Source organism: Bacillus sp. BR3(2024), from assembly GCF_039134555.1.
GTDB lineage: Bacteria > Bacillota > Bacilli > Bacillales > Bacillaceae_G > Bacillus_A > Bacillus_A cereus.
In genome coordinates this window covers 365,666-381,822 of sequence record NZ_CP152438.1, presented here as the reverse complement: position 1 = coordinate 381,822, position 16,157 = coordinate 365,666, and the positions used below count along the sequence as shown (strand labels likewise).

Sequence of the window (16,157 nt, the reverse complement as noted above, 5' to 3'; positions counted from 1 at the left end):
ATAATTTAGGAGGTTATTATATGAAACATACAGCAAAAGTAAAAATTGGTGATTGCGTTCAATTTTCTTATCGTAAGAATCCTTCCTTGCAATTAACTGGATATGTGGTAAGAGTTTTAACGAATACCATTGTTGTAGAGGTTTCAGATATGATGGAAGAGGAGTTAATTGATGCTAGACAGGTAGTAAAGCATGGACGTTATCATAAGATAGCCCGTAAACAAGTAAAAAGTAAAGTTTCATGAAAAACGCTCTTAAAGAAATCTAGAAGTAACTTTTCAAATGTCATATAATGTCTTGAATACATTTGTATATTGGCATTTTTGTTCGTATTTTGTATACTAAATGTGAGTTTCCTTACAGTAGGCAATCTTTCAATTTCTATGACAGCCAACTAATCTGTTAATTATGTATGGTAGCAAATAAGCTCTTATGTCCACAGATATAAGAGCTTATTTGTATATGAATCACTCTTTTATGTACAATGAAAGAAAAACATTATATGAGATGGGGAGAGGAAAACCCATGTCCAACCAACAATTAGTGAATTTACGCATTGATTTTGCTTTTTAACAATTATTTGGTACAAGTGGAAATGAGGATATTCTCATTGCTTTTTTAAATGCTATATTACAGGATTCTTTAGAATCGCCCATTGTTTCGTTACAACTGGAAGATCCACACTTGCACTGAGAACATGAAGAGGATAAATTATCGATTTTAGATATTTCCGCTACATTAGATATAGGAATAAAAGTAAATATAGAAATACAGGCGCGACAAGAAGTCGCTTCATAATAGTGCGTATCCATAAGGATACGCTATTCTAGTTGTCAAGAATATTTCCACCCAAAACAGCGTTGCCAGTAATGGCAGGGTTGGTTGCATGAGGGAATGCATAAGGAAGCGATGAACGTACATTCAATCCGTGCTAGGGAAAGATGAGAAAGGTAAACGACAGTGAATCTTCTTAAGCTTCGTTACTACAAATCTAATGAAAGACGTTGATACATTGGAACTGCGGATTAGAAAAGTGGACTTTGTATGCTACTGAGAGACAACCTACATATCCGTCGGAGTAGAAGAAGGTACCTTCCCTCATCGTATCTATTAGAAGTGGAACTTGGTAAGCCCTATATAATCTGTACGTTGTACAGTAAGGATGTCGTAAGGCAAAATGACGTTATAGAGGGTATGGGATGTTGGAAAAAGCGAAAGTCGCAAGGTCGAAAGACAACAGGAACTCATAACTGTGCGAATAGCATCCAGGGGAAAAAAAACTAATGATGCAACCCGAAAGGGTGCAGACTTCCAACAGGTCTTCAACACGAAAAAAAGCGAAAAAAAACTTCTGCCGAAAGGAAGGAATCTAGTTATGGATACAGCTCACAAGGCGTCGGCTATTCCTTCACTTACAGATTGGTTTACAATTCAATGGAAAGAAATCGAAAGGTATGTAAGGAAGTTACGACAACGAATTTTTCGTGCCAAACAACAAAACCAAAGTAGAAGAGTAAGAAAATTACAACGTCTTATGCTTCGGAGCAAAGCGAATCTATTGTTATCAATTAAAAGAGTTACACAAATAAACCGTGGGAAGCGCACAGCGGGTATTGATGGAGAACGTATATTATCACCTAGGTCTAGGGGAGCATTGTTTCATCAAATGAGTTCCCAAAATATCAAATTACATCGCCCGAGAGCAGTAAAGCGCATACACATTCCGAAGAAAAATGGAAAATTACGCCCGTTGGGCATTCCGACAGTTAAGGATAGAATTTGGCAGAATATCGTCAGAAACGCCCTGGAGCCGGAGTGGGAGGCAGAATTTGAACCCATTTCGTACGGATTCCGTCCAAAGCGTAGTGCGCATGATGCCATAGCGAATATCTTTAATAAACTAAACTCCAAAAGCAAAAAAGTTTGGGTATTTGAAGGGGATTTTGCAGGGTGTTTCGATAATCTCAATCATGAACACATCTTAGAGAAAATTCAAAACTTCCCAGCAAAAGAAATTGTTAGAAGATGGTTAGCATCTGGGTATGTAGATAATCAAGTGTTTCACCCTACAACAGCAGGTTCTCCTCAAGGAGGAGTGATTTCACCTCTCTTGGCTAATATCGCCTTACATGGTATGGAGAAAGAACTCGGTATTAGATACAGTAAGAGTAACACAAAAAGACAAGGTACTATCTATAATATTCATGTCAAATGTACAAAGGCAATGGTTCGCTACGCAGATGATTTTATCATCGCTTGTCAAACCAAAAAAGAAGCCGAATCCTTGTATCGAGAGTTAGTACCATATCTCGAGAAACGCGGAATTACATTAGCAACAGATAAAACCCATGTTACTCACATTACTGAGGGTTTTGATTTTCTAGGTTTTCATATTAAACAATATGTGCAAGACAAGAATAAATTGTTAATAAAACCGTCAAAAACAAGCATTCAAAAAGCTAAGAAGAAAATTAAAACAACTTTCCAAAACTTGAAAGGGAAACCTGTTTATACGCTATTAACAAACCTAAATTCAATAATCCGGGGGTATGTGTATTACTGGAGACATGTAGTATCGAAAAAGGTGTTTTCATCGATTGATTACTTTATATGGGGAAATGTTGTACGACATGTAAAACATTTGCATCCAAAGAAAAGTTGGAAATGGATTGTAAAACAATATTTTCGAAAACCTAAGCATGGAGGACATGATAAATGGGTTCTTACCTGTCCAAAGACACAGTATCAAATCTATAAAATGGTTTGGACCCCCATTGTAAGGCATATTGGGATAAGATACAAAAACAGCCCGGATAATCCTGAACTCTCTGATTATTTTGCCAAACGAAATAAAAAAGATTTTGAGAACAATAATACGCTAACTCGAATCAAGATTGCAAAGAAACAGAAATATATCTGTCCAATGTGTGAAGAGGCTCTACAAAACGGAGAAGCACTAGAAATACATCATAAAGTTCCTAAAGTGTACGGAGGAACAAATGAATATGGTAATCTTCAACTTCTACATACATCTTGTCACATTCAACTCCATCAAAAGCATCCTATCTTTCGAGAGAGAGCATATATTTACAAGAAAGTGAACAAACATATTTCACTAACGCCTCGAGAAAGAATCCAGGTAATAGAATGGCGTATGATGGATGAAGAACGACTAGCTGTTTGGGATAAAAAGAAGGCTTGAGCCGGATGTTTGGAAACGGACAAGTCCGGTTCTGAGGGGAGAAAGAGTCCGCGAGGACTCCGACTTACCCGACCTGAATAACAATCATGACATGATTAAGAGAAGTTTGTATTACTGGGGAAGGTTATATACATCCCAACTACAAAAGGGAATGCCATATAGTTCTCTTCACAAAACCATTACGATTAATTTATTAAACTTTGTGATGTTTCCAGAATATGAAGCATTTCATACAACAGGAATCCTATGGAATCAACAGCAACAAAAGAAGTTAAGTGATGAATTGAATTTCATATTGTGGAGATTCCAAAACTCATGCAACAGTGGCGGAATGAACAAGTAAATCCCTGGGAAGATTCGTTGGTTGTTATTACTTCCAGCGAATGAAGATGAAAGATTAACCCAAACATTGGAGGATATTGCGATGAACCAAGACCCGATTTTACAAAAAAGCGATGGATAAATGGGAACGTATGAGTCAAGATTCTTCTTTCCGACAAGCGTATGAAGCAAGGGAGAAAGCGTTGATGGATGAAGCTGCGAAGTTTGCTCATGCTCGTAATGAAGGAAAAAAAGAAGGGATTCAGCAAGGAAAAATACAAATAATTAACGGTATGCATGAACTTGGAACGATAAAAGTTAAACGACCTGAAAATAAAATTTATGTTAGACCACGCTTTCGCATTCATGGATCCACAGATATCTTGGAGCATTTAAATAATTTTATGTTTGAAGAATTAGGCATTAAGAAGAAAAAGTTACAAACTGATGGAAAAATACCAAAAACTAAAATTTTATATTTTCAATCATACAAAGATATAGAGAGTATTTTGAAATATATTGGTGCCACAGAAACATTAAAAATGTTGTATTCGTTCGATTTAGGATTTCATGATGCTGAAGAATTTAAGAAGATTGAACTAGGGAAGTAAGCAGGTCTTTAGATGGGGTATTACTATCTTATTGTACAAAAATGTAACAATTTATGATTATAAGAATAGTTTCTAACTTTTAATCTAATGTAAAATTAGTGAGAAGTTTATCTTATGACAAAATGTTAACTAAAAAGAATTAGAAGTGATTATTTGAATAAAATAATATTGTTGTTTTTATTGGCTACATTTTGTTTAAATATCGCAGGATGTTCTAATGATATGCCTACACCAAGGGAGAATTCTAAATCTTCAACAACTAAGAAGATTAAATGCATCAACAAAGCATGGTACAAAAAAAGATATGTTATGTAATAGTTTAAAGAAACTTTAAATGGTTGATGATAAAGATTATAAGAGAACAATGATAATGGGTTAACCATAATATTTTTACAATATGATTAAATTCTCTAAAGTTACCTAAAAAAGACTATCAGTATGAAGTGCACCTAAATTGTTAGATACATAATTAACAATTGGAGGTGCATTTTTTATGGCTAACTTTTCTTCAAAAGACAAAATAGAAGCAGTAAAACTATATCTAGAAGGTATTAAAGGCGGAAAAACCATTGCTAATTCTATAGGGGTTCATCCTAGAGAATTTTATCAATGAATTACACGGTTTGAATTTTCAGGATAAAAGGCGTTTGAAAAACGCTATACAACTTACTCTCTCGTGTATAAACTAGATGTAATTCATTATATAAATGAAAAGGGGACATCTCTCAGAGAAACAGCTGATTTTTTTAATATTCCTTCTTGCGAAACACTCCGAAAATGGAAAGTAGCTTATGAAACAGAAGGATTAGATGCCCTAAAATTAAAGAAAAAGGGTCCACAGATATACTTGTTAATGATTAAAACAATAATCATTATATGGATCTTGGTGGCGTCTTATTTGTTGTTAAGGAAAGATGTTACATTCCCATAGATAACCATCTTATATTAATTACATAAACTAGTGTGTGACATAATAATATAAAGATATTATATTTAAAGGGGGATTCAAATTGGTTAAAAACTTACCTTTACTAATAGTGATTTTAATACTTGGTATAAGTTCTTCTACTTGGGGGTACTATAAAATCTTAGCTTGATGGGCATGTGGGTGCTACCACTATACGTAATCCTCTTTAAACCTAAAATATAATTAATTCATATTTAATTATATTTACATACTTTTAACCTTATGTTAATGTAAACTTTATTATAATTAATTCTATTTGATTTTTAAGTCTCTTTACCTACGTGATAAGAATGCATAAACCATATACCAAATAGTATTCCTTAAATTTTATAGGAAATTATCATTCTTACATCCTTAAAACATAATAATAAGATGTGAAATATGATTTTAATGAATAGCAGGTACACAATGGTAATTTGAATTTAACAGCAACGAAGTGATTATAAATTTATTTTTTATTTTTTGAGGGTGTGAAAGTATAATGAATCCGGTTTTTAAAAAAATATGTATTTCCTTTGCTTTTTCTGTAGCAGGGCTGTTTTGTTTTTTTAAGTTAAATGGAGACCTGTTATTGTCTGGAGTGGGAATTATAATGGGATATTTATCTTTATTTAATATCATGAGTTTATATTCTCAAAATTCTCACGATAAAACATTTACTAAATTTTTGAAAAAAATTGCAGTTATTTGCTTCTCTTTTGCAGTATTAGGAATATCCTTTGGGATAATACATGAATTATTAGGAGCATGGAGTCTTAGTATAATGGCAAATTATTGGTTTCTAATGCTAATTTTATATGTAACAAATATAATTTCATTAGTTATTATAGTATTTGCAAATCAAAATGAACCACATTATCCCTGGTTATATAGAATTCTTATATTTTTCAATCTACTTCTTACCGTAGGTCCAGTTTTATTCCCAATATTTATTCTAATCCTTGGAAATGGCATGAATGCACATACAATATGGTAATAACATTTACATTACATAAGATTTTAAAGTACCCCCTAAATAAAGATTTTGTGTTTTTAGCACCGAAGTCCACTTTTATCGTTTTGCAGGCGTTTATTTTTTAAGTTGATGAAGATATAGGCCTACCCCACAACCATCAAGCTAAGTTTATATCAGTTTAATTTCATAAGAAAGTTTCAGAAAAGAAAAGCTGATTTAATTTTGCAATTATTAAGTTATATGGCTGAGGATGAAAGAAAAAGAATCCATGAAAGACAAAAAGAGGGAATTACAATTGCACTTCAAAAAGGAGTTAAATTTGGCCGCCAAAAGGTTGTAATTGATGCTAATTTTAAAGAAACTTATCAAGAATGGAAAAATCATAAAATTACTGCAGTAGAAGTCATGCAAAGAGTAGGAATGAAGAGTAATACATTTTATAGAAGAGTCAAAGAATACGAATATAATTTACAAGAAAGCAATCTTTCTTAAAAGAAGAGGTTGCTTTTTCTTATTGCACCTTTTTGTGAAAGTAATTAAAAGGGGCATAATTAGAATTATTTTTGATCTTATTCTTTCTTTAGCGAAGGACCTTGCATGAACCTACTTACACATGTCTTTACGAACGAAAAAGAACAGATTATTGAAATAATCTGTTCTGAGAGAAATGATACAATTTTAGTTTTTTGCACGAGAACCAATTGTTTAACCATAGTGCGAGTCCACTTCTTATTTCCAGCTTTTTTGTCCTCCTTCAAAGTGATCAATACATGGAGTCTGATGATATTGACATTTCATATAAATCATAGTTACGTTACTCTTCTTTCGGAAGTACAATTTTTTTATATAATTGAACCGTAATGAAGTAATAGGTCAAGTAAATCACTACAAAAATAACAAGTGGTAACCATATACGGAAATACGGATCAATTAAAAGAGGGCTGAACATGTTCATACCAACTAATACGTGAACAATACCTACAATTGCTGGGACTAAGAATACAAAGAATAACTCTTTATAAATCGATTGTGTTAATAACTCTCGGCGAACACCGATTTTACGAAGCATTTGATAACGTGTGAGGTCTTTGGATGCACCAGACAGAACTTTAAACATCAGACAACTTGCCATCATTGCTAAGAACGCAATTCCAACGAAGAAGCCCATAAACATTAGTCCGCTGGCAAGAGCATGATTCATATTATATGTTTGATACTTACTATCCAGTTCTTCCGCTTTCACATTCATATATTTCGCTACCTGCAACTCATCAAGTTTTTTCCATTCTTTTATGTATGATCCAAAATCATCTGTTTTTCCAATAAACACCGTATTTTCTGTACCTTTCATATTATCATATATGTTTTGATTGACAATTTTCACTTCATGATTCGGATACATATACTCTGGTTGGATTGTTTGGAAAGCATCGCTCCATTGTTTTGGTTTTCCATCATCTTTACCCCATTGTCTTGACAATGCAAATGCATTCATGGGAATTTTTTCTGAAACTTTGATTGTCTTTTCATCTTTTCTATCTTTTAATAAAGGACGATTATTCTCTAGCTCTTCTTTCATATAATAAACATATCTATCGTCCACCTTGTAGTGGTATTCAAGTTTCTCTTTAAATGGAATACCGTCTAACAATTTCTTTTCTTCCACTGTCGGATTATGAACTACCGAATCATAAATCGTTCCTTTATCAGTCTGTTTTAGAACATCGTTTTTAAATGCCATACCACAAGCAATTCCACCAGCTCCAAGAGCTATTAAGATTGCTACCGTTGCCATCACATTGGTTAGGCTGTTAATACGGAAGTTTAATTGAGCAAAAGTAAAGGCATTCAGCCCTTTTTCCCTATGTTTTTTATTACTATTTACCTTTTTAATCATAACGGGGAGAAGAGATCCACATAACATATAAGTACCAACTGTTGCTGCGATTAATCCAATAGCCATGAATTTAGGAGTGGTCAGTCTATCATCTCCCTGTAGCTGTGATATATAGATCAGTGATGCATAACCAATACCTAGTAAAATCAAACCAAGGAATGCAACTACAGCTGTCATTTTACCTTTTACTGCGACACGCTCTGTTTGTGCATCTGCATGTACAAGTTGCAAAACAGAAATACGTGACAATTTCATACTATTCATGATGGCTGATAGTACAAATAAGGCAAAAAAGAAGATGTAAGTAACAGTCATAGATGGAATATAAAATGCTTGATAATCCTCACCAGACAACTCCAACTGTTTCATCAATAACTGACCGATACCTTCTGCAAGTCCCACACCAATTGTAATTCCAATCACAAGAGACGCTAAGCCTAATACGATTGTTTCAATAAACATTAGTAGTGTAACTTTATGCTTTTTTGCTCCTAACATCATATACATCCCAAACTCTTTTTGGCGAAGGGATAATAAGAAAGAAATTGCATATAAAATATAGAAGAACGTTATGATTGCTAGTAAAACGGAACCAATTTGAAATGCAAATACAATAGCAGGCATCTGTGTATTAGATTCAAGAAATGCTTTATTTTGCGCTAGGGTTTGGAACATATAAAAAATTGAAATAGATATAATAAGACCCAAAAGTAATACAGTATAATCTTGTAACTTACTTTTTAGCCCTGACATGGAAAGTTTAAATAACATGATTGAACTTCATTCCTTACGCTTTTTGTGTGCCTAAGTTTGCAAGCACGTCTAAAATTTCTTTATAGAATTCTTCATGGGTACCACCACGATGAATTTCTTTATATAACTCACCATCTTGAATAAATAAAATACGCTGACAGTAACTTGCGCTGTAAGGATCATGCGTAACCATCATAATTGATACACCTTGCTCTTTATTTAAGCTTGTCATAGCATCAAGTAAACTTGTTGCGTTTTTAGAATCAAGCGCTCCTGTTGGCTCATCCCCTAAAATAATTGCTGGCTCATGCACTAACGCACGTGCTGCTGCTGAACGTTGCTTCTGTCCACCAGATACTTCAGATGGATACTTTTGAAGTATTGTTGAGATACCTAACATATCAGCTACTTTTTCTACTTTTGGTCCAATATTTCGTGATGAGACACCTTGAAGGGAAAGTGGAAGAGCGATGTTTTCGTAAATAGATAAGTTCTCCAATAAGTTAAAGTCTTGGAAATACGAGGAAATAAAATCACTAAAACAATATAAGCAGATGTTATACTTTTAGTGTTAGACATTGCAACCCCAGTCATTAGATAGGATATAGTTGTCTGTGTAGCAACGGAACCAAAACTTACATTAAGTATTAGCGAATATTCATTTCATATATTAGTGGATATAAAAGACCGATTTTGAGTGTTATGATGTCCGCTAATGATACTTATAGGACATTCTGAAATCAAAAAACGAGAAGCGTGCGGTCAAAAATCATTTGTGTACCCAAAAATCTATATAATTTTAGTCATTTTCGCCGTTTTTAATGTCCGCTAATGCTTATAGCGTGATTTGGTTCCATGTGTTACACAAAGGCTTAATTGTAGTATTGCATGCAGATGATACCGGAAAAACATCATTTAATCCGCTTGTTCATATGTGAGTAGTAACTAAAAATAAAAGGATGGTATTAACATGAAGTCAACAGGTGTTACACGAAGAATAGATGAATTAGGGTGGATTGTTCTTCCGAAAGAGTTAAGAACAACGTTAGGAATCTATGCGCTTTATTTTCTTTTTGCACCAGAACCGTCTTTATAAGTTCTATGTCACTATAAAATGATGCATGCAATAAAACTATTTTCTTTATTAATAATAATGGTAATTTTTACACTAGAACTCTTAGTATTGCGTATTAAAGTTCCTCTATTAATATATTTAAAGCTTTTGACTTAATCCTTTCATATTCCATAGCCCCAGCAAGTTCATCAGCAAGTAAAGGCGACTTTCTAACATATCTTTCGCGAATTACATCATACAATTCGTATGGAAATAACATATCAATAAACATAATTTTCTTCTGCTCAGCTGTTAAAGGAGAAACTGACTCATATGCGTTAATCATAATTTTAAATTGGTTTTCATTCCAAACACCAGTTGTATCTAATAGAGGAATAATCATTTTACGCAAGTCTCGAATAGGTAAATCGTAAGAAACCGTATCTAAATCAATTACCCAAATTTGATTACTTGGGTCTAATAAGGAATTTCCTGTTCCATAATCTTGATGACATAAATTTGGGGATGTTTGTAATTCATCAGTCCATTTAGTATATTCAGATTCCAATAGTCTTTGGTGCGTTTGTTTTGCTTCTAAAATAAACGTATCAATTTCGGCCAAGTATAGCTGTGAAAATGGATCATCTGGCATAGTTGCAGATAAAGTTTTCCAAATCTCCATCTGTTGAAATCTTTTAATGTAATGATTGGGCCAACGTCCTAGTTTGGTAAATATAGGTATTCCTGGTGGGGGCTTATAGCCAATAGAGGCTACATGGAAATCTGCTAACCCTTTCATAATCATTTCAAGATCTTCTTGCATTGTAAGCTCAAATGGTCTTCCCTCAATCCAATCATAAACAACAAATAAAAATGGACCGTGTTTTGTATACAACTGATTCAATTTGCTTGGAATTATGCTTGGAACACGCATGCCTTTGTTGGCTAGATAATCTTGAGCGTGAATGGAAAATAGAGCTTTTTTTTCGGGGCGATGAATTCTCTTTAAGCAAAATGGTCCATCTGCAGTTTGAATTTTCCATACTAAGGCCAGTTGTCCACCTTGTATTAATTCGATTGTAGTTGCTTGAATATCCCAATGCTGGATCATTGTCGCTGCCAATTCTACTAGTTTTTGTTCCTCTTCGGGCGATAATGTATACACCGCTTCTTCATTGTTATTCTCCACATATATCACCATCCTTTTATGCTCTCTTATTACTGTATGGTACATGACCATTTTTGTTCTAGCCATTTGCCTTTAAGAAGAAAAAGTACTATTGACTAATTTTCATAATAAAGGATGAAAAAATGGTCGATAAATCACAAACACAAAGTTTTTTTCGTAACATATGAAGAAGGTTGTATTTTTATGAAACAGGGAGGCGTTTTAATGAAAATAGCTATAATTTCGACTGAAAAGCTACCTGTACCAGCTGTACGAGGTGGAGCTATTCAAATTTATATAGATTCTGTTGCTTCCATTATTGCTTCAAATGGAAAAAATGTGACAGTTATTTCTATAACAGATCCAAATTTGAAACCAGAAGAAAAAAACAAAGGCGTAAGGTATATACGGTTTCCAGAAGAGGAATATCTCCATTATGTTATTAAACATTTGAAACAGGAAAAATATGATGTAGTACATTTATGCAATCGTCCAAATTGGATTACAATTTTAAGTGAGGCAGCACCACAGACGAAATTTGTGTTAAGTGTGCATAATGAAATGTTTGCATATGAAAAGATAAGTGATGAAGAGGGAGAAGCATGTATTGCAGCTGTTTCAAAAATTGTAACAGTTAGTGATTATATAGGAAGAACAATTACCTCGCGCTTTCAAGCTGCAAAAGCAAAGACGAGAACAGTATATTCTGGTGTAGATGTAAATGAGTACTATCCTTCGTGGACAGTGAATGGAACAAAAGTTAAAAGTCATGTGCAAAAACAGTTGGATTTACAAAATAAAAAAATAGTTTTATTTGTCGGACGCTTGAGTAAAGTAAAAGGTCCTCATATTTTGCTACAAGCTCTTCCTAAAATAATTGAGGAAAATCCAGACATTGTAATGGTCTTTATTGGTTCAAAATGGTTTGGAGATAACAATGTAAATAATTATGTAAAACACTTATATACCTTAGGCGCTATGTTTCCAGAACATGTAGTCTTTATTAAATTTGTTAAGCCAAAGGATATTTCAACACTTTATGCTATGTCAGATATTTTTGTTTGCTCTTCACAGTGGCAAGAGCCCCTTGCTAGGGTGCATTATGAAGCAATGGCAGCAGGTTTACCAATAATTACGAGTAACCGAGGTGGTAATCCTGAAGTAATTGAAGAAGGAAAAAATGGATATATTGTCAATGACTTTGAAAACCCTGATGCATATGCAGAAAAGATAATTAATCTTTTAAATAACGAAAATAAAAGAAAACAGTTAGGGAAATATGGACGTAGTAAGGTTGAAAAAGAATTTAATTGGAACCGAGTTGCTAAGGATTTAATGAAAGTGTATGGGGAAATCTTATAAATTTTAAGAAGGGGATGATTAAAGGTGGAAGAAACAACTGGATTAGAGAGTGAACATTTAAAAAAGGTCCTTAGCTTTTATCCATTTGAAATAAGTAATATTTTATTACAATCAAGCAGAAGTGGGAGAACAATGTGGGAAGTTGAAACAGAAGAAGGATTAAAAATATTAAAACAAGCACAAATGCACCCAAAAAGGATGCTATTTATTGCTGGAGCACATTTACATCTCCTTCAAAATGGATTGCCAATTACAAAAATTCATAAAACAAAAAGAGGGGGCTTTTGTATTGGATCTAATGAGTATGCGTATGTACTATATGATAAGCATCAAGGGAAAGAAGTCATTTATTATAATAAAGAACAATTAGAGAAGGTACTATTATATGCAGGTAAATTCCATCAAGCATCGGAAGGATATATTCCGATGAAAGAAAGTAAAATTCGGAGTAGATTAGGAAAATGGCATAAATTATATAGATGGAAATTACAAGAGTTAGAAGGAAACAAAAGAATTGCACTTTCCTTTCCAGATGATGTATTTTCAACTATGTTTTTAGAGTATGTTGATAAGATGTTAGCACGTGGAAAGAAAGCACTACAAGAACTAAATGATCCATATTATGACCAATGGACAAAAGAAGTTATTGCATCTAATAGTTTTTGTCAGCAAGATTTTACCTTAGCGAGGTTTACAGAAATAGATGATGCTATGTTTATGAAAGAGCTACATTCTATTACAAGTGATTTACCAGTGAGGGACCTACGTATTATTCTAAATAAAGTAATGAAAAAAATGTCAGTTTGGGATACTAATTTAGCTATTCATATGTTGAGTGCATATAATTCGGAAAATTCCTTTTCAGAAAAACAATTTCGTGTTCTTTGGACTGATTTATCGTTTCCTCACTTATTCTGTTCAATTGCACATAAATACTATTTAGGACAAAAGCGTTCGTGGTCTGACGAAAAGTATATTTGGGCATTGCAAAATATTATTGCACTTGAAGATTCTAAGGAAGAATTTTTACGGGATTTTTCTGATATTTATCATGAAATCAAGAGCAATAGTGGGGGGAAATAAAATGAGTTCAGAACAAGAAGAGATAGTAATCCCTATTTTAGATTTAGAGAAATTTGTATTTTCTCCACCTGGGCCAATGGGATGGGAATTGTCAGAGTATGAGCAGCAAAAAAATATTGTACTAAATGAATCTTCGGTGCTAGAGAATTTAGCGATTATTAAGGAAGTGGAATTAGAGGAGTTGCCCAAAATCGGATTGCTAGATTTAGAAGAGAAGTTACCACCAAAAACTACAATGATTGATGACGTACAAGATAAAGAGATTCAAGATGTAATAGAGCTGGAAGAACAAAGTGAGGAATTAAATGAGATCGTTTTAACGCAAATAGAAAAGCCAAAAATAAAAGTCACTATTATTACTCCTGATTATCCATTAAAAGGTCCATGGGTATCAAAATTGGTAAATAATGCTAAGGAGAACGATTAATGAAACTTCCGCAAATATATTAATCTTTTTATACTCTTTCAACATAGTATATATAAATCTATATGAAAGGAGTTAGGTAAATGGCTGATGTGAAAAGAGCAAAAATAAAACTAGATGTTGAGAATGGCTTTAGTGTTAATCCTGGTGATGATTTACAAGAAGTTCTAAAATCTCTAGCTGAAGTAATACAATCAGGCACGCATAATGGTGTAGAGGTTGAAATTCAATATGTTGATGAAACAGAAATTACTTTTACAGACGAAGAAGAGGACGAAAAAGAGGAAGAAGAGGAAGAAGAGGAAGAAGAGGAAGAAGACGAAGAAGACGAAGACGAGGAAGAAGACGAAGAAGAGGAAGAAGACGAAGAAGAGGAAGAAGAAGAGGAAGAAGACGAAGAAGACGAGGAGGGCGAAGAAGAAGAAGAGGAAGAAGACGAAGAAGAAGACGAAGAAGACGAAGAAGACGAAGAAGACGAAGAAGACGAGGAAGAAGACGAAGAAGACGAAGAAGACGAAGAAGACGAAGAAGACGAAGACGAGGAAGAAGACGAAGAAGACGAAGAAGACGAAGAAGAAGACGAAGAAGACGAAGAAGAAGACGAAGAAGACGAGGAGGGCGAAGAAGAAGACGAAGAAGACGAAGAAGACGAAGAAGACGAAGAAGACGAAGAAGACGAGGAGGGCGAAGAAGAAGACGCATAAAATAATTGATACTTAAAAACGCTTGGTTTCCCCAAGCGTTTTTTGCTCTCTACATATATAATAGGTGAAAATGTGAACCTTTAAATATAGGAATAGGTTGACCCTAGGTAGGCATTAGCCTATATTTTTATTTTATAGTAGAGAAATTTCACAAGGAAATGAGAGGCAATCCATATCAATCGATAAGGTATACAAATTTGCATTTGGCCGAATCAAGGATAAAAAATCTTATTTGCGAGAACAATTATTTTTAATCATTTTGTATTTAATTGTTTCCTTGTTATATTAAATCATCTGGTTAAAGAAATGGGGAAAAGATTAGCGCAGCATTTTTACTCCATCGAGTTTATCCTATAAAAAATTTTGTACGGAAAGAAAATTGTATTTGTATCAAAAATATTTAATTCTATTTAGCTCTATGTTTAAATTTTGTGGCCCTAAACAAAGTGGATAATAATGGTAGTTTAAATGATTTGAATTTTGAGAGGGCGTAATAAGTTTTTAGAAGGTTGATTTGTAGATTCAGCGACTTGTTTATATACCAGATCAAGTTTTGTGGCTGTATGTTTAAATGTAAAGTTTTCTTCTACAACCTTTCTTCCGTTTTCAGCAATCCATTGTGCAAATTCTCGTTGGGATAGCAAAGCGTAGACAAGTCTCACAAACTCCATTGGATTATTATACTGTTCTATTAGGCAGCCGTTATATTCATCTGTTATAACTTCAGCATTTCCCCCACGGTTTGTTGTAATAATTGGGATTCCAGCAGCCATTGCTTCATAATGAACACGTGCCAATGGTTCGTTCCATTGTGAGCTACATATAAATATATCCCCCATTAGAAAAATATTATGAATTTGATCTGCAGGAATAAATTTGGTGAAAATTACGTGTTCTTTAATTGGCCTAGCCATTTTATATAGTCTTTTAACATATTTATTTACTCGGTTATCACTAAACCATTTACCACCAACAATTACAAGTACCGTATCCTTATGTGTTTGAATAATTTTCTTCATAGCATGAATGAGTAAGTCAGGTCCTTTATTTTTGCATAATCGGCCAACAAATAAAATTACCTTTTTATCTTGGATACCGTATTTTGTACGATATGCATTTCTTATCTTTTGTCCTGTTGGTGTCCAGATGGAGGGGGATTGTTTTAAATTTACACCAGAGTAAACAATAGAAATCTTTTCTTCAGCTTGTGGAAATCTTTCAATCACAGTTTGTTTAATATAGTTGCTAACGGTCACAATGGCGGTAACCATTTCAAGAATAAGATTGCCTTCATAAATGGATAGTTTATGCTCAGCAAACATATCGTTATGAAGACCTAATACAAATTTACTGTGTGGGGAAGCTTGTTTATATAGAGGTATATTTTTAGGGCGATTAAAGACATGTATAATATCAAAGGCATTGGTTTGGAGTGTTCTTATAACATGCTGTTCATATTCTTTTTGAGGTAAATACACGTAATTGACATTATCTTGTGTTTTTTGATTTGGAAGACTTGGATCTGAAATAGAGAAAATAGTAAGTTCATAATCTTGACTTATATAGGGGGACACCCCATCAATCATCATTTGAATTGCTCCACCTTTAATTGCTGGAGATGGTAATTTTTCTGTACAAATATATGCAATTTTCATA

The 16,157-nt window shown here is 33.6% G+C and carries 10 protein-coding genes and 6 pseudogenes; 12 read left to right on the top strand and 4 right to left on the bottom strand.

Features of this window, described 5'->3' with window-relative positions; all coding sequences use genetic code 11:
- The first annotated feature begins 20 nt into the window (after window positions 1–20).
- The 7 genes and pseudogenes from V7S45_RS29210 to V7S45_RS29180 form a co-directional block, all read left to right on the top strand.
- Window positions 21–245 (top strand): DUF2187 family protein, encoded by a 225-nt coding sequence (locus V7S45_RS29210; RefSeq protein ID WP_000683046.1) that lies wholly within the window; start codon window positions 21–23, stop codon window positions 243–245.
- 280 nt (window positions 246–525) lie between these two features.
- Window positions 526–774: pseudogene (locus V7S45_RS29205) on the top strand (Rpn family recombination-promoting nuclease/putative transposase); the annotation flags it as partial.
- A 601-nt stretch (window positions 775–1,375) separates the two neighbouring features.
- Window positions 1,376–3,202 (top strand): group II intron reverse transcriptase/maturase, encoded by a 1,827-nt coding sequence (gene ltrA, locus V7S45_RS29200; protein ID WP_257115727.1) that lies wholly within the window; start codon window positions 1,376–1,378, stop codon window positions 3,200–3,202.
- A gap of 73 nt (window positions 3,203–3,275) precedes the next feature.
- Window positions 3,276–3,825: pseudogene (locus tag V7S45_RS29195) on the top strand (Rpn family recombination-promoting nuclease/putative transposase); the annotation flags it as partial.
- Between the two features lie 802 nt (window positions 3,826–4,627).
- A pseudogene (locus tag V7S45_RS29190) lies at window positions 4,628–4,969 on the top strand (helix-turn-helix domain-containing protein); the annotation flags it as partial.
- Window positions 4,970–5,582: 613 nt separating this feature from the next.
- On the top strand, window positions 5,583–6,077 hold the full coding sequence (locus tag V7S45_RS29185) for a DUF3902 family protein (protein WP_342762009.1): 495 nt from the start codon (window positions 5,583–5,585) through the stop codon (window positions 6,075–6,077).
- Window positions 6,078–6,266: 189 nt separating this feature from the next.
- Window positions 6,267–6,548, top strand: a pseudogene (locus V7S45_RS29180) (recombinase family protein); the annotation flags it as partial.
- A 322-nt stretch (window positions 6,549–6,870) separates the two neighbouring features.
- Here V7S45_RS29180 and V7S45_RS29175 read toward each other — a convergent pair.
- Window positions 6,871–8,724 carry an ABC transporter permease gene (locus V7S45_RS29175; protein ID WP_342762008.1) on the bottom strand — a complete coding sequence of 618 codons (1,854 nt, stop codon included), beginning with the start codon at window positions 8,722–8,724 and terminating at the stop codon, window positions 6,871–6,873.
- A gap of 16 nt (window positions 8,725–8,740) precedes the next feature.
- Window positions 8,741–9,223 (bottom strand): annotated as a pseudogene (locus tag V7S45_RS29170) (ABC transporter ATP-binding protein); the annotation flags it as partial.
- 453 nt (window positions 9,224–9,676) lie between these two features.
- On the opposite strand from V7S45_RS29170, the pseudogene V7S45_RS29165 reads away from it, so the two are divergent.
- Window positions 9,677–9,760: pseudogene (locus V7S45_RS29165) on the top strand (sporulation protein); the annotation flags it as partial.
- A 136-nt stretch (window positions 9,761–9,896) separates the two neighbouring features.
- On the opposite strand, the gene V7S45_RS29160 reads toward V7S45_RS29165, so the two are convergent.
- Window positions 9,897–11,000, bottom strand: coding sequence for a CotS family spore coat protein (locus V7S45_RS29160; RefSeq protein WP_044585215.1), 1,104 nt, complete (start codon window positions 10,998–11,000; stop codon window positions 9,897–9,899).
- A 153-nt stretch (window positions 11,001–11,153) separates the two neighbouring features.
- Between V7S45_RS29160 and V7S45_RS29155 the strand changes: the two genes are divergently transcribed.
- The 4 genes from V7S45_RS29155 (at window position 11,154) to V7S45_RS29140 (ending at window position 14,501) form a co-directional block, all read left to right on the top strand.
- Window positions 11,154–12,290, top strand: coding sequence for a glycosyltransferase family 4 protein (locus V7S45_RS29155; protein ID WP_086423102.1), 1,137 nt, complete (start codon window positions 11,154–11,156; stop codon window positions 12,288–12,290).
- Window positions 12,291–12,314: 24 nt separating this feature from the next.
- Complete coding sequence (gene cotS, locus V7S45_RS29150; protein ID WP_197241632.1) at window positions 12,315–13,373, top strand: spore coat putative kinase CotS; 1,059 nt, start codon at window positions 12,315–12,317, stop codon at window positions 13,371–13,373.
- Between the two features lies 1 nt (window position 13,374).
- Window positions 13,375–13,800, top strand: coding sequence for a hypothetical protein (locus V7S45_RS29145; RefSeq protein ID WP_086423100.1), 426 nt, complete (start codon window positions 13,375–13,377; stop codon window positions 13,798–13,800).
- Between the two features lie 80 nt (window positions 13,801–13,880).
- Window positions 13,881–14,501 (top strand): AAA family ATPase, encoded by a 621-nt coding sequence (locus V7S45_RS29140; RefSeq protein WP_342762007.1) that lies wholly within the window; start codon window positions 13,881–13,883, stop codon window positions 14,499–14,501.
- 464 nt (window positions 14,502–14,965) lie between these two features.
- On the opposite strand, the gene V7S45_RS29135 is transcribed toward V7S45_RS29140, so the two are convergent.
- Complete coding sequence (locus tag V7S45_RS29135) at window positions 14,966–16,156, bottom strand: glycosyltransferase family 4 protein (protein ID WP_342762006.1); 1,191 nt, start codon at window positions 16,154–16,156, stop codon at window positions 14,966–14,968.
- Window position 16,157: the final 1 nt, after the last annotated feature.